The following is a 20,621-nucleotide window of genomic DNA, read 5'->3' as shown; positions in this document are numbered from 1 at the left end:
CGGCAATCGTGCTTGCAGAAACGTTAGGACCAAATACGCCTGTTCCTAAACCACCTGTCTTCAAGTCTGCGCTTCCATAGTATTTCCATGCTACAGTTTTACCTTCTTCACCCACACCAGTTGCTCTTTTTTTATATCTAATCAATAGGAGGATTTTATGGGAACTTGGAGACCAAATCGAGAAGAACGAGTAAAAATTGGGATCGAGACATTTAAAAATCACCCAATAGATAAAAGTTTTAATGATTACTATTCGGAAGTTAGAAAACACGTTGAAACTTGCCTAAAACCTTTAAATGAATTGCCCGGTTACAAAACACAGAGCATTAACTATAAGATTATAGACGCTGACTTTAATATAAAAAAAGACTATGAAGATGAAAAAGGTGAATGCATCTTTGTTCAGTTTTGCGAAACTGGGCATGTTGTAGTTGTCGGTGCAGGTCATGATTACGGAATGCCAACCTCTAATACTTTTATTAGTGCAAATATTATAAATGAATTAGGTAACAAATGGAGTAATAATGCCATTTTAATTTTTATAACTGGACTTAAATTTGAGACAGATAACGACTGCGAAGATTGTGGTTCAATTAGTACAGATCATGACTTACAATACAGAAATGTAATTGAAATGTATATAGGAGAATACCTTTTAAAACAAAAAATAGCAATACTTAACAAATATTCTCACCAAAACTTTACACCAGATAAATGGTGGGAAAAACACATTGAGAAAATCTTTGATTATTATAACATTAAAAAATTAAAAGTATAACTTTCATTCACTAATGCCATAGACTAGAAAAAAGTCAAAATTTGTAATAACTTAAAATATTTAGGTTAAACTTAATATTATGCGTTTTATCATAACTATCTTTTTTACTAAAATTGAGATTCAAGTTTTTTACATAAATTTTAATTAGTCTATTTAAAACCAACTTAATAAATGAGGAACAACGAAATAATAGACAATTTTAAAAGGAGGATATATGGTTAGAGTATATAAAACTGTGCGTCTTGCATATGAAGCTAAAGTGTGGATAGATGAACTTATTCAAAAGAATGAACGTAAAATCAAAGAACTAAGTCAGGATAATTTTCTAAATACTCTAGAACAAACACTTCTATCAAATCATTACGATGAATTAAATGGTCTCTCTTTCAATATTGTTTTGAAAGCTTCTATTGGAAGCGTAATTGAAGAAGCATATAGAAATACAAAACATTACTCCATTGACAGATGGCAAAAATTACGTCAAGAAATGGAAAAGGATATCAAAAATGTCAATCCTAGTTTAGAAACATCAGTAACCCCTAGACTCTATTTAGATGAAAATGTTCTAAATGGTATTGATGAATTTCGATATCATTTAATGAAAGAAGATGGCGCTACTAGATTACCAAGACTTAGCTACATCATTAAACTCGTTGTATATTCCTATTGGAAGACACAACAATAACCTAAGCAAATCTTGCTTAGGTTCCCTATACAAATAATTGTATAGTTGTTTTACCACTTACTAGAGTGTTGTTTATGTTTAAACTAAAAAAGAAGCTATGTCAGAAACTCTTACTCATAACAATAAACAGGTAACAAAAATGTATGTAAATACAGATGATACTGTTAATCAGACAGTCGGTGAAATTGCTTTTAGGAATCTCAAAAAATGACTCAGGGAAATCTCAGGGAAATTTTCAGGGAAATTCTTGATTTTTAAACAAAAAAAGACATCCAAGAAATAATTCTTGAATGTCTGTAAACGTTGATAGTATCGTATTGATTAACGTTTTGAGGCAACTGACTTCGTCAGGTTGCAGCCACATTTGTAAGCGACTAAAGTCGTAACAACTGTGTCAATTGCACCAATTTAGTATGGAAGCATAAAAAAGAACACCCCGAAAGGTGCTCTCTGTAAGTATAGTAATTCTTTCGAAGAACGTTTTGAGTGCAGTGGTTGCCATCCAATCAAACATCGCTTCGCTTGTTTTCTTGAGGCAACTGTGCATAGCATATCTCTATGCGACTAAAGTCGCTAGAGCTATCCTAATTGCGCACCGCCAGTTCTCATAGAAAAAAACACCTTGCAATATGCAAAGTGTTTTCGTTTGTATTCTGCTGTCCAGCAACGAATTAACGTTTAGAGAACTGGCTAGCTTTACGAGCTTTCTTAAGACCTGGTTTCTTACGCTCAACTTTACGTGAGTCACGTGTAAGAAGTCCTGCGCGTTTCAATGAATCGCGGAAGTCTGGGTCTACTTGAAGAAGGGCACGAGCGATACCGTGACGGATAGCTCCTGCTTGACCAGCGTATCCACCACCTACAACGTTAACGAAAACGTCGTATGAACCTGCAGTTGAAGTAACTGCAAATGGTTGGTTGATGACAAGACGAAGGTCAGCGTGTGGGATGTACTCTTCAACATCTTTTTTGTTAACAGTGATTTTACCAGTTCCTGGAACAAGGCGAACGCGTGCAACAGCGTTTTTACGACGTCCAGTACCTGCATATTGTGCTTGTGACATACTTTATTGTTCCTTTCCTTAGATAAGTCCTGAAATATCAAGAACTTCTGGTTGTTGTGCAGCGTGAGTGTGCTCAGCTCCAACGAATACTTTCAATTTCATACCTTGAGCGCGTCCAAGAGTATTGTGTGGAAGCATACCTTTAACTGATTTCTCGATCAAACGTACTGCGTTTTTAGAACGAAGTTCACCAGCAGAGATTTGTTTCAATCCACCTGGGTGGTTTGAGTGAGTGTAGTAGATCTTATCAGTTGCTTTTTTACCAGTCAATTTAACTTTTTCAGCATTGATAACGATTACGAAGTCACCTGTATCAGTGTGAGGTGTGAATGTTGGTTTGTTTTTTCCGCGAAGCACGCTAGCAACAACTGCTGAAAGGCGTCCAAGAGGTACATCAGTTGCGTCAACAACGTACCATTTGCGTTCTACTTGGCCTGGTTTAGCCATGAATGTAGTTTTGTTCATGATTTCTCCTATATGAATGTCGTTTTTGTTTACAGGGCGGATGTTCCGGTCCGCAGGGTATTTGAAAGGTTCCGGGGCCTTACAAATGGGGTAAACAATACCGCCTACTATTGTATCAAAATTCTCAGATAAAAGTCAAGCGGTTGGGAAAATATTTTTTATTTCTGCTAGATTTTTAATCTTCTTTCGCCCTTTTCCTGGAGGATTATCTGAAAAGCTTTGGATGACAAGTAAATTGCACAAGTCAGAAATAGAGTTACAACAATATAATTGACCAATAGACCATGATCTCCTACCAATGGTGGTTTTGTCAGAAAGCCGTAATCACCCCCCGTTACTACATTGACAAGAAAAATCAAAGCGTTAAGGGAAGATGTGATAACTAGGATTCGTTTGAAATCCAATAAACTGGCATCGTAGTCCTTCAAGAGATAAATCAAGGAATTTCCAAAGAGGGCTAAGTGTCCGAAAGCAAAAGACAGGATAGCAATGTGGGGGAAGGGATAGGGATCTGGTACTGGATAAACAAAGGCTGCTAGCGTTCCAAAAGTTCCCAATACAGCAAAATACTGTTTGACTCTAGAGACACCCGGGGTCAAAAGCACTACAAACATAGCCAAACGACAATGATAAAAAGGCAAGCTTTCTGACAGCGGGAACTGATTGATCCAATACCAGCTGTAAAGCACGATTAACTGTACCGCCTGTAAAATCTGGAAAAAGCGCTGACAAGCTTTCTTCTCCCCATAACGATAAGCGAGAAATACAGTCAATGCTAATAATGTAAATAGACTTCCATACCAAAGAAGGTCAAATTGGGGTGGCTCCGTCGGATGGATGGTAAATAAAGCATCCCAAACATTCATATAATTTTCCTCATTTTCATATAAGCCATTCTCTTACTTATCTCTATAGATCATAGCTTACATTTATTTCTAATATTTTTGTGTAAAAAGAAACTGTCGATCTAAATATAAAACAAAGCTTCTAATCGACATACTGTTCCCGCTCACCCTGATAGACCTGCCATAGAATATCCATTTGTTCTTTGGTTATTCGTTTTTCAGAAAGGGGAGGGAGATTCTCAATATTAAAAAATCCAAGTTCTGCAACTTCTTGATTTTCCTGAAAGCGTCCATCTAATAACTGACAGTCAAAGACGAACTTTGCATACTGCTTGTTCTGAAGTTGAAAGCAATTGGTATCAAAAACTGCCAATAAAGAACCTACTTCTGAAAAAAATCCTGTTTCTTCCTGGATTTCTTTCCGAATATTCTCCTTAGGAGAATAGCCAACTTCACCAAAGCCACCAGGTAAAGCCCAAGTATCCTCTCCTTGTCCTCTAACCAAACAAATCTTCTGGTCTTGAACAATCCAAGCCCTTACATCCATCAGAGGAGTTGCATAGCTACCTGACGGCTGAAAAATTGCAGTCAATTCCTCTTTATTAAGCTCTGTTTGATCCTGTAATAGGCTCCATAAAATCTGACGTAAATCCTCATAACGTTCACGGTCAAAGGGGTCCTTTGTATAGGTTAAACCAGTATCAGTGATAGCCAACATCCTCTGTAGATACTTAGCAAAATTAGTTGCACTCATTTTCTAGACTTTCTACTAGCTTGGCTAGATTCATAGAGTTGGAACCTTTAAGTAGAATTTGGTCATTTGCACCAAGACTTTCCTTGACCTGCTTAACCATGGCTTCAAATTGGTCTTCCTCAGCTGTTTTCTTGAAGTAGTAAACATGGCCGATGGGGAACATTTGACTGGCTAATTGAGCCAATTCAGCAATGTCTTCACCGTAGAAAATAACGGTATCAAGGGCATCGGGTGTAATGCTCAAAATCATTTGATTATGGAGTTGAACAGACTGGTCTCCAAGTTCTTTCATGTCCGCCAGAACTGCAATTTTCTTGCCACCTTCATTAGCTGGGATAGCAGAGAAAGTTTCTAAAATCAACTTCATAGCAGTTGGATTGGCATTGTAAACATCTGATAAGATATCTGCACCGTTGGATGCTTTTTTCCACTCGGTACGATTGCGGGTCAACTCTAGATTCTGGAAGGCTTGACCAATCTGCTCCTCAGTCACTCCTTCTTGAAGAGCTACATAAGAAGCGATCATAGCATTGGTCGCATTGTACTTACCTGTTACTGGTAAATCAAGGGATTTTTCCAAAAAATTAGCCTTGAATGTTAAGCTATCCTTACGCTCAATTAAGTCTGTAATTTCGAGTTCTGCACCTGGTCCAAAACGAACCACTTTTTGCTCAGCAGGTAGGTATTCCTCTACAATGGGATCAGCTGGCGCCAAGAGCAAGCTACCTTTCTCCATACCATCAGCAATCTGTAATTTACCTTTGGCAATCTCAGAACGGTCCTTGAAGAAGGCCAAATGTGCCTCTCCGACCAGAGTCACAATAGCTGTTTTCGGATGAGCCAGTTCAGACAAGAGATGGATGTCTCCCAAGTGATCCTGTCCCATTTCCAAGACTAACTTCTCAGTGTCATCCGGCATATGAAGAACTGTATAAGGTAGTCCAATCTCGTTATTGTAATTCCCTTGCGTTTTGTAGGTTTTGTAGCTTGTAGAAAGTAAATGAGCCAACATGTCCTTGGTCGTTGTCTTCCCATTTGAACCTGTAACAGCAAAGACATCTACTCCTGTTTTTTGAAGGTAATAGGCTGCAAGAGCTTGAAAGGCAGTCAAAACATCCTCTACTAAAATGTAAGGATGATCTGCTACTTCCTTCTCTGACAAGGTTACAGCAGCGCCGTTTTCAAAAGCCATCTCGATAAAGTCATGACCATCACGCGCCCCCTTGAGTGGCACAAATAGATCACCAGGCCCAATCAAACGACTATCAAACTCTGCCTTAACTAGTGGACTGTCCGCATAGCTGGTCACATCATTTTTTGCACCGACAGCACGCGCAACTTCGTGAATCGTAAGTTTCATGTTTACTCCTTTAAAAAGGGGCAGGGAGTCTTGCCCCGCCCTTATAGCTATCTTTACAATAGGTGCGCTTCACGCTTGTTAAAGCTTTCTTTAGCAAGGTCAACCAAACGCTCGATTAGTTCTGGATAGCTAATCCCCATATTGTCCCAGAGCAAGGGATACATAGACCACTGGGTAAATCCTGGCATGGTATTGAGCTCATTTAGGAAAACTTCTCCCTTATCTGTATAGAAGAAGTCACAACGTGAGAGACCAAGCCCGCCAATAGCACGGAAGGCAGCTTCTGCATTTTTACGCATGACTGCTACTACATCATCACTAATCTTGGCTGGAATATCCATAGTAATCTTGTTATCGATGTATTTTGCTTCGTAGTCATAGAAGGCTACGTCCTTGACAACTTCACCAGGAAGCGTGCTCTTGACATCGTAGTTTCCTAAGAGACCAACTTCGATTTCACGCGCATTGACACCCTGCTCTACCAAGACACGGCTATCATATTTAAAGGCGAGTTCGAGAGCTTGATGGAGTTCCTCTTTATTTTCAGACTTAGAAATACCAACACTAGAACCCATATTAGATGGTTTGGTAAAGACTGGATACCTTAATTTTTCTTCAACTTCTGCGATCTTAGAAGCTAAGTCATCCCCTTCAACAATGGCTACGTAAGGGACTTGGGCAATCCCAGCAGATTCCAAGACACGTTTAGTCGTGATTTTGTCCATAGCAAGGCTTGAAGACAAGATGTTGCAACCGACATAAGGCATTTTCAAGACTTCTAGGAAACCTTGAACGGAACCGTCTTCTCCCATAGGTCCATGAAGAACTGGAAAAACAACTGCGCCTTCTTCGTAGATGGCACTTGGAGCAATTTTCTTGTCCCAATCAATCGTTTCATTGGTCATGAGACGTTCATCTTGGCCAGGAGTTTGGGTAAATTCTTGGGTTTTGATGAAATCACCAGACTGGCTGATAAAGAAAGTTTTGACTTCAAAACGGTCATAGTTAACCGCACGCATGACACTCTCAGCTGACAATACAGACACTTCACGCTCTGCACTGCGTCCACCATATAATAGAATAATTGTTTGTTTCATATGATTGTCCTATTTCTACTAGAATACTCGCTTTTTAGTATATCACATTTGTTTATTTTTTTAAACTTGAATAGCAATAAAGCTCATTTAATAGCGAGGCTCCTACCGATCCACCACTTGAGCTTCAAAGCGTGCTGGTTTGTCGTCTACATTGGTGATGGTTATTGTGTAGGACTTGTTATTGGTTACATTAAAAACTTTTTCCCCTTTGTAACTGACAACAATTCCATCCTGGACTAAATGGATATCTTTTTGATTATTGGGTAACTCTTCATCAGCATCTTCTAAATGATGGCTTCGAAGAAGTTTTTGCCCTTCAACATCATAAAAAATATCGCCATGCATCTCAAACCAAACTTTTTTACCTGATAATTTAAGCTTATTAGTATCATTTTTTTTCAAGATTAATTCTGAGTAGTATTCTACATCTTGTATCCGAGGATTTACTGTGAAGTTTACCGACTCTCCTGGCTGCAGAGTGTATTTACCAAGATTTCGTGCCCATAGATAAAACAGAAAACTAGCTGCTAGGACTACAACAAGTACTAAACTACAACCTAAATTCCAATTCGATTTTTTCTTCATGCTCATTTGTAACTCTCCTTATAGTTGTCATAACTTTTTGGAGTCCTATCCATTCTGCAAAATTTCGTTCTCTTTCCTTTTTCTACGCTGACCCGACCACCTGATACACTGCAACAGTACCATCAAACGAAGAATCAAATAGACCAAACGAAGGATTTTCATCTTTCCAAGCGCTGATAAGAAGTTTTTCCTTGCATTCCCCACTTCTTGGCCTAACTGTTCAACCGTCTTACCTGTTTCCTCTTCAATAGCAACTGCATTCTTTGAAATCAAATAATAATTTTGTTCTAAACTGCTGATATAGGCTTTAGAAATTGGCTTGTCTAAGAAAAAATATACTCTATCAGCATACTCATCCTGAGACAGCGTATAGTATACTTCAGCTTCACTCTCCCATTTTTTAGGAAAACTAGTTATTCTAATATTTCCATAGTCTAAATGCATAATTCCAACTAAAACGTCATTAGTCCATTCTTCCGCATAGTGGTATAATTTCACTTTCTTATCTACCATTGGCCAAACCATAACATACCGACTATGCATGAATTCCTTAGTTAATGCCGAGTTACTTGCCAAACTGGTCGCACCAATCTCATATACTGACCAAATAAGAACTATGAGCATTAAGACAGCTTGAGTTGGTCTGTTTGTATAATAGTTTTTCATTTTATTTAACATTTTGCTCTCCGATAGAGGGATTGGGGTTGATTAAATCATTTTTTGAAATTTTGACTAGTATTCGCCACTAGAGCCTCTCTTGCATATCCGAAAGCAACAAGTCGATTGTCACTATCAGAGCAAATAAAGCTCCTTTACCAAACAATTGCATCGAGAGAGGCTTAGTTTACGGTTCTTAAATCTACCGATCCACCACTTGAGCTTCAAAGTGCGCTGGTTGGTCATCTACATTGGTGATAGTAATCGTATAAGGAGTTTCTTCCGTCACCCCAAACACTTCCTTTATTTTCCCTTGAAGAACTATTCCATCACTTTCTAAATAGATACTTTTACTCTTATCATTTGGTAAGTCTCTGCGCTCTGTGCCATCTTTGGAAATAACAATCTCAGTTATTGACTGCTTCTCAACATTATAAACCGTGTTACTTCCTTTCATCCCCCATCCTTTTCGGCCAGATAGTTTTACTTTAGCATCATCCTTTTTTTCTAAAATCAATTCCGAATTATACTCCAGCTGCTCTGTTTTAGAAAAAACTTTCAATTCAACACTTTGACCTGGCTGCAGAGTGTACTTACCAGCATTTAAAACCACACAAATAAAGACTACCGCAAACGAACCATACAACAATCCGATGGTCATTCTTGAGAGACTGCTTTTAAAGCGCCTTAAAAGTAGAAATAAAGACACAATAAATAACAATGGTGTTAGCATTTTAGTTTTCCTCTCTCATCACTATTAAAACTCAGAAGATCTGTGGCCTTCAATCCCTCCTTAAATGATAATATATTTTCCAACCCAAAAGAAAGCAGACCAAAGCTATCGAGTAGCATAAGATTTTCTGAAGCAAATGATTTAAAACTCTCTTTCTCATCTGATTCACAACTGTATATAACTGATTCATCGCATTGTCCGAACGTTGTTCCCAAACGGTCACTGAAGAACCTGTGTTACTTTCAATCACAGCTTGATTTTCACTTGCTAATTTCAAATATCTCCCAGCATGATACAACCGCTTTTCCCCATTTAACCAACTAATTTCAACACTCTTGTCTCCTTGTAATCGATTATTGTAACTGATGGATACCGCTTGATTCTCAGAAGAAATCTTACTTTCAATTTGATTATCGTTATCAATAACATAAATAATTCCTATGTTTTGACCGTTCTCTTTGGATTTTTCTATATGAATATGTCTATCAATATCATTCCAGTACTTTTCATATTTATCTTGAATCAATTCAATCATACTGCTTTTAACTTCCATATTAGAAAATGAATAATATTGATAGATTGGCTTAGCGATGAACAATACAGTATAACAAAAGAAAAATAGGGAAAAAAGGATATACTTACTTCTATTTCTCATTTAATTCTCCAAAGTGACTCCTTTTTTTACAAAATGTTCTTAAGAACTCTGTCATGACAACCTACCTATATAACACTATTACCTCATCGTTCCGTTTGTTATTCTGTTCTCCATATATCCTTAACTGTCACTTCTCCCCAATTATCTGGGCTAAAACGACTAGAGTAGATGGAGGTCCAATCTTTCAGGACTTTATTACGGAGTACATCATCTGCTTCCTTACGAATGTCTTCAACAGTCTTTCCATGCTGCGCTAGAAAGGTTTCTACTTGAGACTGACGATAATATCTCACGCTTTTCTCATCGTGATACCACATAAATCGTTCTAATTGTTGATTGTTTAAATCGTACAGGTAATCTACATTTATGGTTGTCTCTGTATTTGGTAGTCTCAAACGCATTTCTATCCCAACTTTCGTCATCTCCTGAAATCCAAAATAAAAATAGTAACCTAGAGAATGAATAGTATTTGGTAAATCTACACTTTTATAATCAATAGAATGAATAGAAATTTCTTGAGAATCGTTGTCCACAATTTTTAAACCTTTTAACTTATAAAAAGCTCGTCCTTTCCATAGAAATGTATAATTGTGATAATCACTTTCTTCGTAGTATATTTCATCAAAAATATTATGAACTCTCTGATATTTATAGTACTGAAAACCAGAGAAAGATAAAAATAAAACTATTAGCAACGAAAAAATTGCAAATTTCCTCTTCTTCATCTAATCACCTCATCTCTATCAACTCTTGATTACCTGCTTCAATATTTCGAATGAAATTATAAGTACTTGGGTAATTTTTTTGTAGCTTATCTACGGTATCTTTTTCTAGAAAAATTTCTCAACACGCCCAGTTGTTCATACGACATTGTGTTGAGCAAGAAGCTTCTTTCTCTGGTAAACTATCCATACAAAGTCTGATACATCTTTTCCATGAAGCCTTCAATCTCGCTTTGAACACTTCTCAATAAGTAATCTTCTTCAGCTTGGGGGATAGTCACTCCATCATTTGTTTTTTGATTACTAATGTCAGAATAGTAACTACGTTTTATGGTTAACTGATTATCTAAAATATAGTGGACATCTATTTTTTCCTCTTTTACTGTTGTTTCAAATAATACAGTGACTTCATTCCTTCCAGGATGCGATATTTTCAAATCGATGTCTCCTTTTATCTCTATGGAGTCAATTCCTCCATCCAAGCGAATAGCTCCGTCAGGAGGAATAGTATAGCCTGCCTTGCGGATATCAGACGCATATTTTTCTGATGCCATCAAACGTTGAAGAACTTCAATTCTTTTATTTTTTTCAAAAGCTTCTTTTAAAGCACTAGATTGTTGGGAATGATTGTAAACAAAATATAAAGGAATCGCTAATAGGAAAAAGGACAATACAATCAACCACTTAAACTGTTTTACTTTATCTAACATTCGCCTTTCCTCTATCAACACTCTCTTTCAAATAGGTGGGATTATAAATTCTCACTCATCGTCCTCATCATCCAACTCCACTTCTCCATGGATTTTGATGTATTCTTCATTCCTGCGGTCGTCTTCTTCCCAAACAGGGTCTCTTACATCGTCCATAAACGGAATTTCTTCCAAACTCAGCTCATTAGCCTCTTCATAACTCATCGAAAGGATATCCTCATGCCGTTTTTTAAATTCCTCCACACTTATCCAGCTCTCTTTATCATCTTCGCTAATCTGACCGTCAATTGCTGTTGCGATTTCAATAGCCATAATGTAGAAAGCACGTTTATCAACAGTGAGAAGGTCAAGGTGGGTAGAAGCTAAGCGTAGACAGTCTCCTTTTTCTCGATAGTCTGTTGCTGGATTATCTTCAAAATCTAATTCAAGGTTTTCATATACATGACTTCCAAATTCGTTGGTAATCCCTTCTTTCAACCGAACATTATTCCATCTATTATCATGCATCCACTTATTTAATTTTAAATGAATAGTTGGGTCTGTTTTAAATGGGCGAGTATTTCCAAAATAAGAAAAATCTACTCGCTTACCATCTTTAGTATCAAACCACATTCTCTTCGCTAATTCTAAATAATCAAACGGAATTTCTTTAGTGTAATCACCTTTAAGATATAGTCTCACTCGTCGTCCTCATCGTCATCCAACTCCACTTCTCCATGAATTCGGATGTACTCTTCGCGCTTCCTATCCAATTCTTCCCAGAGGAGCTCATCAATGGCTTTCATAGCCTTTATCTCTTCTAAACTAATATCAACCGCTTCGTCGTAGGTCAAATGTAATAGATCCGCATGTTTCGTTTTGAATTCTTCAATATTCAGCCATGTTTCTTTGTCGTCTTCGCTGATTTGACCGTCAATGGCAGACGCCACCTCAATCGCCATGATATACATCGCACGCTTGTCAACCGTTAAAATATCTAAATGAGTGGACATAATTCGCAAATAATCACCTTTCTCACGACCATCGCTTTCATAGGAATCTTCAAAATCCAATATTAGATACTCGTATTTAAATGAATTCCAGGGATTATCTCCTATTTTAAAATCAGTCATCCCCCAACGCTCATCATTCGAAGAAAATTTATCCAAACTAGCGCTAAAATAGAAATCATCATCACGTGCGAAAGAAAAACCAACTTCCACTCCATTACGTTCTTTGAACCACATTTGCCAAGGATAATCCATACAGGCTTGGTAAATACTAGTCTCGTAGTTGCCTTTTATATAAAGTTTCACTCATCTTCCTCATCGTCATAAATTCGTTCACCATGGATTTGGATGTACTCCTCACGAAGCTTTTCTTCCTCTTCCCATAGAGGATCTCTTACCGGTACCATTGTCTTTAATTCTTCCAAACTAATTTCAACCGCTTCATCATAAGTCAGTGAAAGAACATCCTTATGTAGTTCCTTAAAAGTCTCTACATCTAACCATGTCTCTTTGTCACCCTCGCTGATATTACCATCTATTGCACTCGCAACCTCGACCGCCATAATGTATAAAGCACGTTTATCTACTGTTAAAACATCTATATGAGATGTTGCGATACGTAGATAATCTCCACGTTCTCTCCACTCTGTAATGAAAGTTTTTTCAAATTCAAGTGTTATACTCTCATATTCCAAAGACAACCAAGGATTACTAGGAATTATAAAAGGAGCCTTATCCCATCTTTCGTCAACTGAAGACCATTTGTGTAACCGAACACCAAAGTAAAAATCATCCTGTAACATAGCATCATCACCAACATTGGAGAAACTTATTTTCTTGCCATTCCGTTCCTTAAACCACATCTTCCAAACAAGCTCTCTAGTTGTGAAGTCTATTTTTTTCGTAAAATCACTTTTAATATATAGTTTCACTCGTCTTCCTCATCATCATAAACACGTTCACCATGGATTTTGATATATTCCTCACGCTTCCTATCCAATTCTTCCCAGAGGGGCTCGTCGATGGCTTTCATAACCTTTATCTCTTCTAAACTAATATCGACTGCTTCGTCGTAGGTCAAATTCAGTTGGTCTTTATGTTTCGTTTTGATTTCTTCAACACTCAGCCATGTTTCTTTGTCGTCTTCACTGATTTGACCGTCAATGGCAGACGCCACCTCAATCGCCATGATATAAAGAGCTCGCTTATCAACCGTCAGAATATCTTTATGAGTCGTGATGATTCGTAGATAGTCTCCTTTTTCTCGTCCATCACTTTCATAAGAATATTCAAAATTTAAATTTAAATTTTCACGCTTAAAAGTCGCCCAGGGATCGTTGCCAACACTAAAATCAGCCATTCCCCAACGCTCATCGTTTGAAGAAAATTTATCTAAAGTTAAACTTAAATAAAAATCATCATCACGTGCATAAGAAAAACTAACCTGCACTCCCTTGCGTTCCTTGAACCACATTTTCCAAGGATATTCCATACAGGCTTGATAAATACTAGTCTCGTAGTTGCCTTTTATATAAAGTTTCACTCATCTTCCTCATCGTCATAAACACGTTCGCCATGGATTTTGATATATTCTTCTCGAAGGCGTTCCTCCTCTTCCCAAAGAGGATCTCTTACCGGTACCATTGTCTTTAATTCTTCCAAACTGATTTCAACCGCTTCATCATAAGTCAGTGAAAGAACATCCTTGTGCAACTCCTTAAAAGTCTCTACATCCAACCATGTCTCTTTGTCATCCTCGCTAATCTGACCATCAATGGCAGAAGCTACCTCGACTGCCATAATATACATAGCACGTTTATCAACTGTTAAAACATCTGTATGAGAAGTTGCGATACGTAAATGATCCCCACGTTCTCTCCACTCTGTAATGAAAGTTTTTTCAAATTCAAGGGATATATTTTCATATTTAAATGAATTCCACGGATTTTTTAAATCATAAGAGGGAATATTATTCCATCTTGAGTCACAAAATCGCCATTTATCAAAGCTTACAACAAAGTAAAAATCATCTTGTAACATGGCATCATCACCGACGTTTGAGTATGTAATAGGATGTCCATTCCATTCCTTAAACCACATTTTCCAGAGTAACTCACTTGTCGTAAAGCTTATTTTTTTCTGAAAATTACTTTTGATATATAGTCTCACTCGTCGTCCTCATCGTCATAAACACGTTCACCATGGATTTTGATGTATTCTTCCCATCCTCTGTGTAATTCATCCCAAAGTGGTTCATCAACCGCCTCCATAATCTCTAGTTCCTCCAAACTAATATCAACCGCTTCATCGTAGGTCAAATCCAGCAAGTCTATATGTTTCGTTTTAAATTCTTCAATACTCAGCCATGTTTCTTTGTCGTCTTCGCTGATTTGACCGTCAATGGCAGATGCTACCTCAATCGCCATAATATACATCGCACGCTTGTCAACCGTTAGAATATCTTGATGAGTAGAAATAATTCGCAAATAATCACCTTTCTCACGCCCATCGCTTTCATAAGAATTTTCTAGATCCAATGTCAAGTTTTCATATTCAAATGTCTTCCAAGGGTTTATATTTGTATTAAAATTTGCACTCTCCCAACGTTCGTCATTATATTTAAATTTATCCAACCGTAAATTTAAATGTAAATCTTCATCCCAAGCATAGGAAAAATCGAGCGGAATTCCTTTTCGCTCTTTGAACCACATATTTTGAGCTATTTCTTTAAACTCTTCATAAAAATCAGTCTTGGTGTAATCACCTTTAAGATATAGTCTCACTCGTCGTCCTCATCGTCGTAAACTCGTTCGCCATGGATTTTGATGTATTCTTCACGAAGGCGTTCTTCCTCTTCCCATAGAGGGTCTTCTACAGGTTTTATACTTTTCAGTTCCTCCACGCTGATGTCAGTTGCTTGATCATAGGTTAGTGATAAGACATCCTTGTGCAACTCCTTAAAAGTCTCTACATCTATCCAAGTCAGCTTGTCATCCTCGCTGATCTGCCCATCAATAGCAGAAGCCACCTCGACTGCTATGATATACATAGCACGTTTATCAACCGTTAAAATGTCCGTATGGGTAGTCGCAATCCTAAGGTATTCTCCACGTTCTCTCCCATCAGTAATAAAATCATTTTCAAATTCCAATTGAATATTTTCATCAGAAAACGAATTCCATGGATTATTCTTGTCATATGGTATATGATTCCACCGTTTATCATTAAATCGCCATTTATCAAATTGTACACCAAAAAAGAAATCATCCTGTAACATCTCATCATCACCGACGTTCGAGTATGTAATAGGATAACCATGCCATTCCTTAAACCACATTTTCCAGAGTAACTCTCTTGTCGTAAAGGTTATTTTTTTCTTAAAATCACTTTTGATATATAATCTCATGTTCTCTCCTAATTTCAGTAATTATTTTGATAAGTTTTCCAAATTCTATCTACAATTTCATTTTTGACACTCTCATTAAGATTTTTCAGTCTCCTTGTTTTGTTTACCCAATTCATTACTGAATTTCTATCTGAAATTTTTCCTATATCAATATGCTCGTTCACTCCGTACCCCGATTTCCCACTTCCAGATTGAACCTGAAATACTCCATCACCATTAGTACCACTAGTTGGCTCCCAATCTACACGAAGCTTCACTTTTCGATTTCCTACTCGGGCTTCAATTAGTTTACCACCCCTGCCAGAAATGGTCTTACTCGTAGGTTTATTGGCCTGCCAGCTGTCGTAGTTGCTAGAATAATTAACCTGAATTTCGCCATTTAGTAAGGCCGTATTTGTAATAGCTGATAAGCTAGTTACTGCTCCACTAGATATCAGTACATTTCCATATTGTACCCCTGTTACGGATACTGCCGTACCAGCTACGATACTTGTCCCTGCTGTTGGTGGACCAGCCATGATACTCAAGACTTCAAGGGCGCCACTCGCAAAGTAAACTCCTAAACCAGAGAATATTTGAGCTACTCCACTCCAAAATTCGACTGAATTTGCCTCAAAATTTTTCGCCTTCAGTTCTTCAAACTCTTTATTAACCAAATGAGTATAGTCCGCATCATATTTTCCATTTTTTGATACGACATAGCCTTGTTCAAATGGATAAATATCAATGATATTCCCTGTCTCGTCAATCTTAAGAGTGTGATTGTAGTCGTCGATTATCTTATTCCATTCGGACTTGTTGTGGCCTTTTAAGCGCTTCTTTAATTCGGCGCGATAGTAGGCATCACCATCTTCCGATAGCATCATATCCCTAGAAGCTTTATTAATGGCACGAGTTTCAGAGTCTTGATAATCTCTTTTGGCATGCGAAACAATCTTCACATCCTTCATCTTCTGTACCCAACTCATGTCCAGACCGTCCGCAGAGTAGTTACCATCACTATCGACAATGATTTTACTCAGTTGTGTAGCTCCTTTGATAGCTAAGCTAAGGACTTCTAGACTATCGCTGAAATACTGGGAAACCTGTGAGACAAAAAATTCTAGTTTTTCAATCTTGTCATCCAAATCCTGAATACCTGACTCAATTTGAGACTTGGTGTTGTAGAGGATGGTCTTTTCAGAGAAGGCTTTCCCCCAATTGAGACTAAAGAGGTCCGTGATTTGATTAAGCCAATTCTCCCTCACTTGAATCTGAGCTTCTACGATAGCTAACTGCTCTTCTCTCAATTTTTTCAGTTCCTTGAGTTGGTCCAAGTCCAAATCTCCATATCCAGAGACCTGAGCATCCGCATCTTTGTAGGAGGTCAACTCTAGTTGGATGTCATCTATCGCTGCTTGGAGCTTCTTGATGCTGGGGATGATAATCTCTGTAAAGAGACCTTTACCAGCTGTGTAAGCTGCTCCTGTCAGCTCACCTGAGTCTAAGGAGGAAATCAGGTGGTCACATCCACTAGATAAGCGGTCCGTGACTTCATTTGCGACTCGGAGGTTGTTAGTCATGGCCTGAATCAATTCTTGGGATTCTTGTGCGCTGTATTTTACTCCCATGGTAGCCGATTCCTTTCCGCTATCAGTTCTTCTCTGGCTTCATCGAAAGACCGACGAGCCTTCTTCGTTTGTTTTTCCAAGGCATCCAGTTCCTCTTCTACATAAGAGTTGACCTGTCGCTGAATGGTTCTATTTTCACTTTCGATTTGCTCTATCACTTGACGAGAACTGGGTGAGAGAGACAATAGAGTTGCCATACGATGGTGGATACTCTGGATTTCTGAGTGAAAGTCAGTTACCTGCTGTTCATATTGTCTTTTTAGAGTCTGAAGACTTTCTTCCTTATCGTCAATCTTGACAATCTCTCGCCAAAGTTTGTAGCGTTTTTCTTCGTTCTTATCTTCCATTCCTTAGTGACTCCATCTCTTAGCTTGCTCTATATCACGTTTTTCAATTCTATGAGCAATTTCTGGAAACTTATTTGCTTGTGCCAAAACAGCCGAGCTGAAATCACTGACTGCCTGAAGCATTTGATTACAGGCCTGACGTCCCGCTTCCATCCCAGCAATTTCAGAAGTATATGAAAATTCTACCTGCTGATTTTGCTTGTCACTCGTGTCATACCCGACCAATTCATGAATAGCTACCTCTGCTGCTATCGTACTAGATTTTATCTTTCCAGCCATACTTCAAACTCCTTTTCATAAAATCTATATTGACTCTATCATATCACAAAAACATGATGATTTCACAATAAATCTTATGAGCATTAAACACTAGTAATGACAGGCCTGACTTATCTCACACGATGATTATAAAAGACAAAGTCCTAAGAAAAATTCTTAGGACTTTGTCTTAATAGATGAGTTAGTTTGACTGACATGAACTCCTAAAGTTCGGTACGATTTTCAATGGCTCTTAGGAGCGTTACTTCGTCCGCATATTCGATATCAGCTCCGACTGCTAGACCTCGTGCTAGACGAGTAACCTTAATACCTGCAGGTTTAAGAAGTCGAGAGATATACATGGAGGTCGCCTCACCATCTGCTGTTGCATTGGTGGCCACGATAACCTCTGAAACTTCGCTCTCCATGAGGCGAGTCATGAGACTTTTCAGATTGATGTCATCTGGGCTAATCCCATTCATAGGTGAAATGAGGCCATGTAGGACATGATAAAGCCCGTGGTATTCCTGGATATTTTCCATAGCAGCGACATCGCGGCTATCCTCCAAAACCAGAATCGTAGACTGGTCACGGCTAGGATCGGTACAGATAGAGCAAGGATCATCATCTGTTAATCGTCCACAAATAGAGCAATAGGTCAATTCTCGCTTGGCTGCAAGGAGATTTTTTGCAAATTCATTGACGTCATCATCCGACATCCCAATGGTATAAAAGGCCAGTCGGGTTGCTGTCTTAATCCCGATACCTGGAAGTTTAGAATAACTGTCAATCAGCTTAGCTATAGGTGTTGGGTAAAGCATGGCTTCCTTTCTAGTTCATTGGATGGTGTTGGTTGTATAGATTGATAATATCGCGAGCAATCGAAGGTCCGACACCGTTAGTTAGATTGGTATTATGCGGGAAAACAACTGCGACTGCAATCTGCGGATTATCGGTTGGCGCATAGGCTACGGCGTTGGTATTGTTGGCTTTTTGTCCGCCATTGACGTAACTTTCGGCTGTACCGGTTTTTCCGCTGATGGAGACTGCTGCCCCATTTGAAAAGGCGCGACCTGTCGTGAGAGCACTTGTCCCGTGAGATACTTGGTAAAAACCTTGTTGCAAGATAGACATGTCAGACTCAGAAATATTAATCTTATTCATTTCTGTGCTGTCCGTTTGCTTAATGAGTTCTCCTAGACCACCTTGTTCGTTGTTGTCGTAGACTCCTTCCACGATATGAGGAGCTAAGCGGACACCATTATTGGCAATCGTTGCTACATACTGAGCTAACTGCATCGGTGTGTAGTTATCGAACTGTCCAAAAGCATTATTTAGATAGTTAGCCAAATCGTAGTCTTTAGGAATAAAGCCTGTTGACTCATCCGGTAGGTCGATTCCTGTAGAAACTCCTAAACCATACTCACCGAAGGTTGAACGAAGTTTTCCCATGGCAGATTCAAGATTGTTGGTTCCTACTGTCATATTAGGCTGATAAGTTTGCCCCATGATTCCAAGAGCAGTTTGGACCATGTAAGTATTGGATGAATACTCCAAGGCCTCAACGGCTGTAATCGGGAAAGAACCATAATAAGGGGTATACCAGGAATTGATAGGCGCAGAACCTTGGAAGACGATTGGTTGATCTGTCAAGGTTTGATTCCCTGACAAAACCCCATTTTCCCAACCTGAACTGATGGTTGCAGCCTTAACGACAGATCCTGGTACAAAGACATTGGTGACAGTTCCAAGTGAGTCCGTGGTCAGTTCTCCAGTCTCTACATTGTGCTTCATTCCTGACATGGCTAATACAGCACCTGTCTTAGGATTGAGGGCTACTGCATAGACACCCTCTGAATATCTAGCTCCACCATTTGCAAGTTCTGAGTTGAAATAACTCTTCAAGAGACTGTCTACACTATCTTGGAAGGCTAAATCAATGGTTAATTTGATATTTTTCCCCTTGCTTCCTTCTTCGATATTTTCTACACTCTCCATGTCTCCGTGCTTGTCCAAATGGATTTCCTTGACGGTACGTTTTCCTTGCAAGACTTCTTCGTATTGCTTTTCAAGATAGGATGTCCCAACACGGTCATTGAGCGAGTAGCCTTTTTTCAAATAAGCGTCCACTTCTTCTGCAGGAAGACCAGATTTTTCACTCGAAACACTTCCAACTATAGATGAAAGAGAAGTTTCTAAGACTTTTCGGTCCCATGAAGTAGAAATGGAAATACCTGGCAATTCCTTAGATGCAGAAGCAATCACAGCTACCTGTGTATCGCTCAAAGGATCCGTTTGAATATTTCCTGTCGCAAAATTTTCTACTGCATTGAGCTGACTAAAGATATAGATTGCCTTCTTTTCATCCTCTGAGTAGTCTAATTGACTGGAAGTAATACTCTCAGCAGCGTTGTTATAGAGTTCAGATTCGGAAAGTTGATTGCCATCTGAATCATATCGTTTATCTTTTGGAAGAGCTTCAACTGTCTTCTTATAAACTTCAGCATCAGCCAAGTAGTAATCAGCCATTTGACGGTCCGTCAACTCTGGAGAGGTGACTGTAACATAGGTCAACAATTTTTTTGAAATATCCTTCAAATCAGCCGCAGTCATCTTGTTGCTTCGTGTAAAGGAAACAACTTGTTTAACGGTGTTTTGGACTAAAGGTTTTCCTGTTGCATCATAAATTTCTCCACGAGCGGAACCCATGGTTACTCGAGTTTGGCTAGCAGAAGCGAGTTTGTTTTCATAAAAATCCTTATGAAGAACTTGCATATAAAGCAAACGACCAATAATTGCTAAAAAGAGCAAAATGACGATTGCAAATAACAAATTAAGCCGTGTCGGTATCGAGTGGCTATTGAATTTTCTCATACACATCAATCTCATTTCTAATCAAAA

Annotated in this window: 26 protein-coding genes; 2 read left to right on the top strand and 24 right to left on the bottom strand. The window is 38.5% G+C overall.

The genetic code is table 11. The features are described 5' to 3' along the window. Window positions 1–157 precede the first annotated feature (157 nt). Window positions 158–778, top strand: coding sequence for a hypothetical protein (locus QM923_RS07730; RefSeq protein ID WP_414291452.1), 621 nt, complete (start codon window positions 158–160; stop codon window positions 776–778). Between the two features lie 214 nt (window positions 779–992). Next, window positions 993–1,463, top strand: a complete 471-nt coding sequence (locus QM923_RS07725; RefSeq protein WP_000252743.1) for a hypothetical protein — start codon at window positions 993–995, stop codon at window positions 1,461–1,463. Between the two features lie 671 nt (window positions 1,464–2,134). Here QM923_RS07725 and rpsI read toward each other — a convergent pair. The 24 genes from rpsI to pbp2b form a co-directional block, all read right to left on the bottom strand. Beyond that, window positions 2,135–2,527, bottom strand: coding sequence for a 30S ribosomal protein S9 (gene rpsI / locus QM923_RS07720; protein WP_002893764.1), 393 nt, complete (start codon window positions 2,525–2,527; stop codon window positions 2,135–2,137). Between the two features lie 18 nt (window positions 2,528–2,545). Then, window positions 2,546–2,992: a 50S ribosomal protein L13 gene (gene rplM / locus QM923_RS07715; RefSeq protein WP_001044624.1), complete on the bottom strand. Its 447-nt coding sequence runs from the start codon at window positions 2,990–2,992 to the stop codon at window positions 2,546–2,548. 167 nt (window positions 2,993–3,159) lie between these two features. Continuing rightward, a complete protein-coding gene (locus QM923_RS07710) occupies window positions 3,160–3,858 on the bottom strand; it encodes a YwaF family protein (protein ID WP_414291451.1) in 699 nt (232 codons plus the stop codon). Window positions 3,859–3,979: 121 nt separating this feature from the next. Next, window positions 3,980–4,591, bottom strand: coding sequence for an NUDIX hydrolase (locus tag QM923_RS07705; RefSeq protein WP_462217786.1), 612 nt, complete (start codon window positions 4,589–4,591; stop codon window positions 3,980–3,982). Next, window positions 4,578–5,951 carry a UDP-N-acetylmuramoyl-tripeptide--D-alanyl-D-alanine ligase gene (locus QM923_RS07695; protein ID WP_414291450.1) on the bottom strand — a complete coding sequence of 458 codons (1,374 nt, stop codon included), beginning with the start codon at window positions 5,949–5,951 and terminating at the stop codon, window positions 4,578–4,580. Before QM923_RS07695 ends, QM923_RS07705 begins: the two co-directional genes overlap by 14 nt. Window positions 5,952–6,004: 53 nt before the next feature. After that, complete coding sequence (locus QM923_RS07690) at window positions 6,005–7,048, bottom strand: D-alanine--D-alanine ligase (protein ID WP_414291449.1); 1,044 nt, start codon at window positions 7,046–7,048, stop codon at window positions 6,005–6,007. Between the two features lie 102 nt (window positions 7,049–7,150). Continuing rightward, window positions 7,151–7,639 (bottom strand): hypothetical protein, encoded by a 489-nt coding sequence (locus tag QM923_RS07685; RefSeq protein WP_414291448.1) that lies wholly within the window; start codon window positions 7,637–7,639, stop codon window positions 7,151–7,153. A gap of 39 nt (window positions 7,640–7,678) precedes the next feature. Further along, the gene (locus tag QM923_RS07680) at window positions 7,679–8,311 is read right to left on the bottom strand and encodes a hypothetical protein (RefSeq protein WP_414291447.1); all 633 of its coding nucleotides are present in this window, start codon (window positions 8,309–8,311) and stop codon (window positions 7,679–7,681) included. A 181-nt stretch (window positions 8,312–8,492) separates the two neighbouring features. Beyond that, window positions 8,493–9,023, bottom strand: coding sequence for a hypothetical protein (locus tag QM923_RS07675; RefSeq protein ID WP_414291446.1), 531 nt, complete (start codon window positions 9,021–9,023; stop codon window positions 8,493–8,495). Window positions 9,024–9,072: 49 nt separating this feature from the next. After that, window positions 9,073–9,678, bottom strand: coding sequence for a hypothetical protein (locus QM923_RS07670; RefSeq protein WP_414291445.1), 606 nt, complete (start codon window positions 9,676–9,678; stop codon window positions 9,073–9,075). 98 nt (window positions 9,679–9,776) lie between these two features. Next, the gene (locus QM923_RS07665; protein WP_414291444.1) at window positions 9,777–10,403 is read right to left on the bottom strand and encodes a TipC family immunity protein; all 627 of its coding nucleotides are present in this window, start codon (window positions 10,401–10,403) and stop codon (window positions 9,777–9,779) included. A 179-nt stretch (window positions 10,404–10,582) separates the two neighbouring features. Beyond that, complete coding sequence (locus tag QM923_RS07660) at window positions 10,583–11,110, bottom strand: adaptor complexes medium subunit family protein (protein WP_414291443.1); 528 nt, start codon at window positions 11,108–11,110, stop codon at window positions 10,583–10,585. A gap of 51 nt (window positions 11,111–11,161) precedes the next feature. Beyond that, window positions 11,162–11,791 (bottom strand): hypothetical protein, encoded by a 630-nt coding sequence (locus QM923_RS07655; protein WP_414291442.1) that lies wholly within the window; start codon window positions 11,789–11,791, stop codon window positions 11,162–11,164. After that, window positions 11,788–12,405 (bottom strand): hypothetical protein, encoded by a 618-nt coding sequence (locus QM923_RS07650; RefSeq protein ID WP_414291441.1) that lies wholly within the window; start codon window positions 12,403–12,405, stop codon window positions 11,788–11,790. Before QM923_RS07650 ends, QM923_RS07655 begins: the two co-directional genes overlap by 4 nt. Next, window positions 12,402–13,031 carry a hypothetical protein gene (locus QM923_RS07645; protein WP_414291440.1) on the bottom strand — a complete coding sequence of 210 codons (630 nt, stop codon included), beginning with the start codon at window positions 13,029–13,031 and terminating at the stop codon, window positions 12,402–12,404. The genes QM923_RS07650 and QM923_RS07645 overlap by 4 nt, the downstream gene beginning before the upstream one ends. Continuing rightward, window positions 13,028–13,642: a hypothetical protein gene (locus tag QM923_RS07640; protein ID WP_414291439.1), complete on the bottom strand. Its 615-nt coding sequence runs from the start codon at window positions 13,640–13,642 to the stop codon at window positions 13,028–13,030. The genes QM923_RS07645 and QM923_RS07640 overlap by 4 nt, the downstream gene beginning before the upstream one ends. Further along, entirely contained in the window at window positions 13,639–14,268 is a 630-nt protein-coding gene (locus QM923_RS07635; RefSeq protein WP_414291438.1) for a hypothetical protein, read from the bottom strand. The genes QM923_RS07640 and QM923_RS07635 overlap by 4 nt, the downstream gene beginning before the upstream one ends. Continuing rightward, on the bottom strand, window positions 14,265–14,882 hold the full coding sequence (locus tag QM923_RS07630; RefSeq protein ID WP_414291437.1) for a hypothetical protein: 618 nt from the start codon (window positions 14,880–14,882) through the stop codon (window positions 14,265–14,267). Before QM923_RS07630 ends, QM923_RS07635 begins: the two co-directional genes overlap by 4 nt. After that, window positions 14,879–15,505, bottom strand: a complete 627-nt coding sequence (locus tag QM923_RS07625; protein WP_414291436.1) for a hypothetical protein — start codon at window positions 15,503–15,505, stop codon at window positions 14,879–14,881. The genes QM923_RS07630 and QM923_RS07625 overlap by 4 nt, the downstream gene beginning before the upstream one ends. 14 nt (window positions 15,506–15,519) lie before the next feature. Beyond that, window positions 15,520–17,115 (bottom strand): LXG domain-containing protein, encoded by a 1,596-nt coding sequence (locus QM923_RS07620; RefSeq protein WP_414291435.1) that lies wholly within the window; start codon window positions 17,113–17,115, stop codon window positions 15,520–15,522. Then, window positions 17,106–17,462 carry a hypothetical protein gene (locus QM923_RS07615; protein WP_414291434.1) on the bottom strand — a complete coding sequence of 119 codons (357 nt, stop codon included), beginning with the start codon at window positions 17,460–17,462 and terminating at the stop codon, window positions 17,106–17,108. Before QM923_RS07615 ends, QM923_RS07620 begins: the two co-directional genes overlap by 10 nt. Before the next feature lie 3 nt (window positions 17,463–17,465). Further along, window positions 17,466–17,741 (bottom strand): TIGR04197 family type VII secretion effector, encoded by a 276-nt coding sequence (locus tag QM923_RS07610; protein WP_414291433.1) that lies wholly within the window; start codon window positions 17,739–17,741, stop codon window positions 17,466–17,468. Between the two features lie 203 nt (window positions 17,742–17,944). Then, entirely contained in the window at window positions 17,945–18,541 is a 597-nt protein-coding gene (gene recR / locus QM923_RS07605) for a recombination mediator RecR (RefSeq protein ID WP_036753812.1), read from the bottom strand. Between the two features lie 10 nt (window positions 18,542–18,551). After that, on the bottom strand, window positions 18,552–20,594 hold the full coding sequence (gene pbp2b, locus QM923_RS07600) for a penicillin-binding protein PBP2B (RefSeq protein ID WP_414291432.1): 2,043 nt from the start codon (window positions 20,592–20,594) through the stop codon (window positions 18,552–18,554). Window positions 20,595–20,621: the final 27 nt, after the last annotated feature.

The organism is Streptococcus infantis, from assembly GCF_047463275.1.
Classification (GTDB): Bacteria; Bacillota; Bacilli; order Lactobacillales; family Streptococcaceae; genus Streptococcus; species Streptococcus infantis_AF.
The sequence above is the reverse complement of the archived record's forward strand: the minus strand, read 5'-3'. Positions and strand labels throughout refer to the sequence as shown.

Coding starts and splice junctions, on each gene's coding strand:
- QM923_RS07615 (WP_414291434.1), bottom strand. CDS start 17,462: ATGGAAGATAAGAACGAAGAAAAACGCTACAAACTTTGGCGAGAGATT.
- rplM (WP_001044624.1), bottom strand. CDS start 2,992: ATGAACAAAACTACATTCATGGCTAAACCAGGCCAAGTAGAACGCAAA.
- rpsI (WP_002893764.1), bottom strand. CDS start 2,527: ATGTCACAAGCACAATATGCAGGTACTGGACGTCGTAAAAACGCTGTT.
- QM923_RS07705 (WP_462217786.1), bottom strand. CDS start 4,591: ATGAGTGCAACTAATTTTGCTAAGTATCTACAGAGGATGTTGGCTATC.
- QM923_RS07665 (WP_414291444.1), bottom strand. CDS start 10,403: ATGAAGAAGAGGAAATTTGCAATTTTTTCGTTGCTAATAGTTTTATTT.
- QM923_RS07660 (WP_414291443.1), bottom strand. CDS start 11,110: ATGTTAGATAAAGTAAAACAGTTTAAGTGGTTGATTGTATTGTCCTTT.
- QM923_RS07680 (WP_414291447.1), bottom strand. CDS start 8,311: ATGTTAAATAAAATGAAAAACTATTATACAAACAGACCAACTCAAGCT.
- QM923_RS07690 (WP_414291449.1), bottom strand. CDS start 7,048: ATGAAACAAACAATTATTCTATTATATGGTGGACGCAGTGCAGAGCGT.
- QM923_RS07670 (WP_414291445.1), bottom strand. CDS start 9,678: ATGAGAAATAGAAGTAAGTATATCCTTTTTTCCCTATTTTTCTTTTGT.
- recR (WP_036753812.1), bottom strand. CDS start 18,541: ATGCTTTACCCAACACCTATAGCTAAGCTGATTGACAGTTATTCTAAA.
- QM923_RS07620 (WP_414291435.1), bottom strand. CDS start 17,115: ATGGGAGTAAAATACAGCGCACAAGAATCCCAAGAATTGATTCAGGCC.
- QM923_RS07695 (WP_414291450.1), bottom strand. CDS start 5,951: ATGAAACTTACGATTCACGAAGTTGCGCGTGCTGTCGGTGCAAAAAAT.
- QM923_RS07685 (WP_414291448.1), bottom strand. CDS start 7,639: ATGAGCATGAAGAAAAAATCGAATTGGAATTTAGGTTGTAGTTTAGTA.
- QM923_RS07625 (WP_414291436.1), bottom strand. CDS start 15,505: ATGAGATTATATATCAAAAGTGATTTTAAGAAAAAAATAACCTTTACG.
- QM923_RS07725 (WP_000252743.1), top strand. CDS start 993: ATGGTTAGAGTATATAAAACTGTGCGTCTTGCATATGAAGCTAAAGTG.
- QM923_RS07610 (WP_414291433.1), bottom strand. CDS start 17,741: ATGGCTGGAAAGATAAAATCTAGTACGATAGCAGCAGAGGTAGCTATT.
- pbp2b (WP_414291432.1), bottom strand. CDS start 20,594: ATGAGAAAATTCAATAGCCACTCGATACCGACACGGCTTAATTTGTTA.
- QM923_RS07730 (WP_414291452.1), top strand. CDS start 158: ATGGGAACTTGGAGACCAAATCGAGAAGAACGAGTAAAAATTGGGATC.
- QM923_RS07710 (WP_414291451.1), bottom strand. CDS start 3,858: ATGAATGTTTGGGATGCTTTATTTACCATCCATCCGACGGAGCCACCC.
- QM923_RS07675 (WP_414291446.1), bottom strand. CDS start 9,023: ATGCTAACACCATTGTTATTTATTGTGTCTTTATTTCTACTTTTAAGG.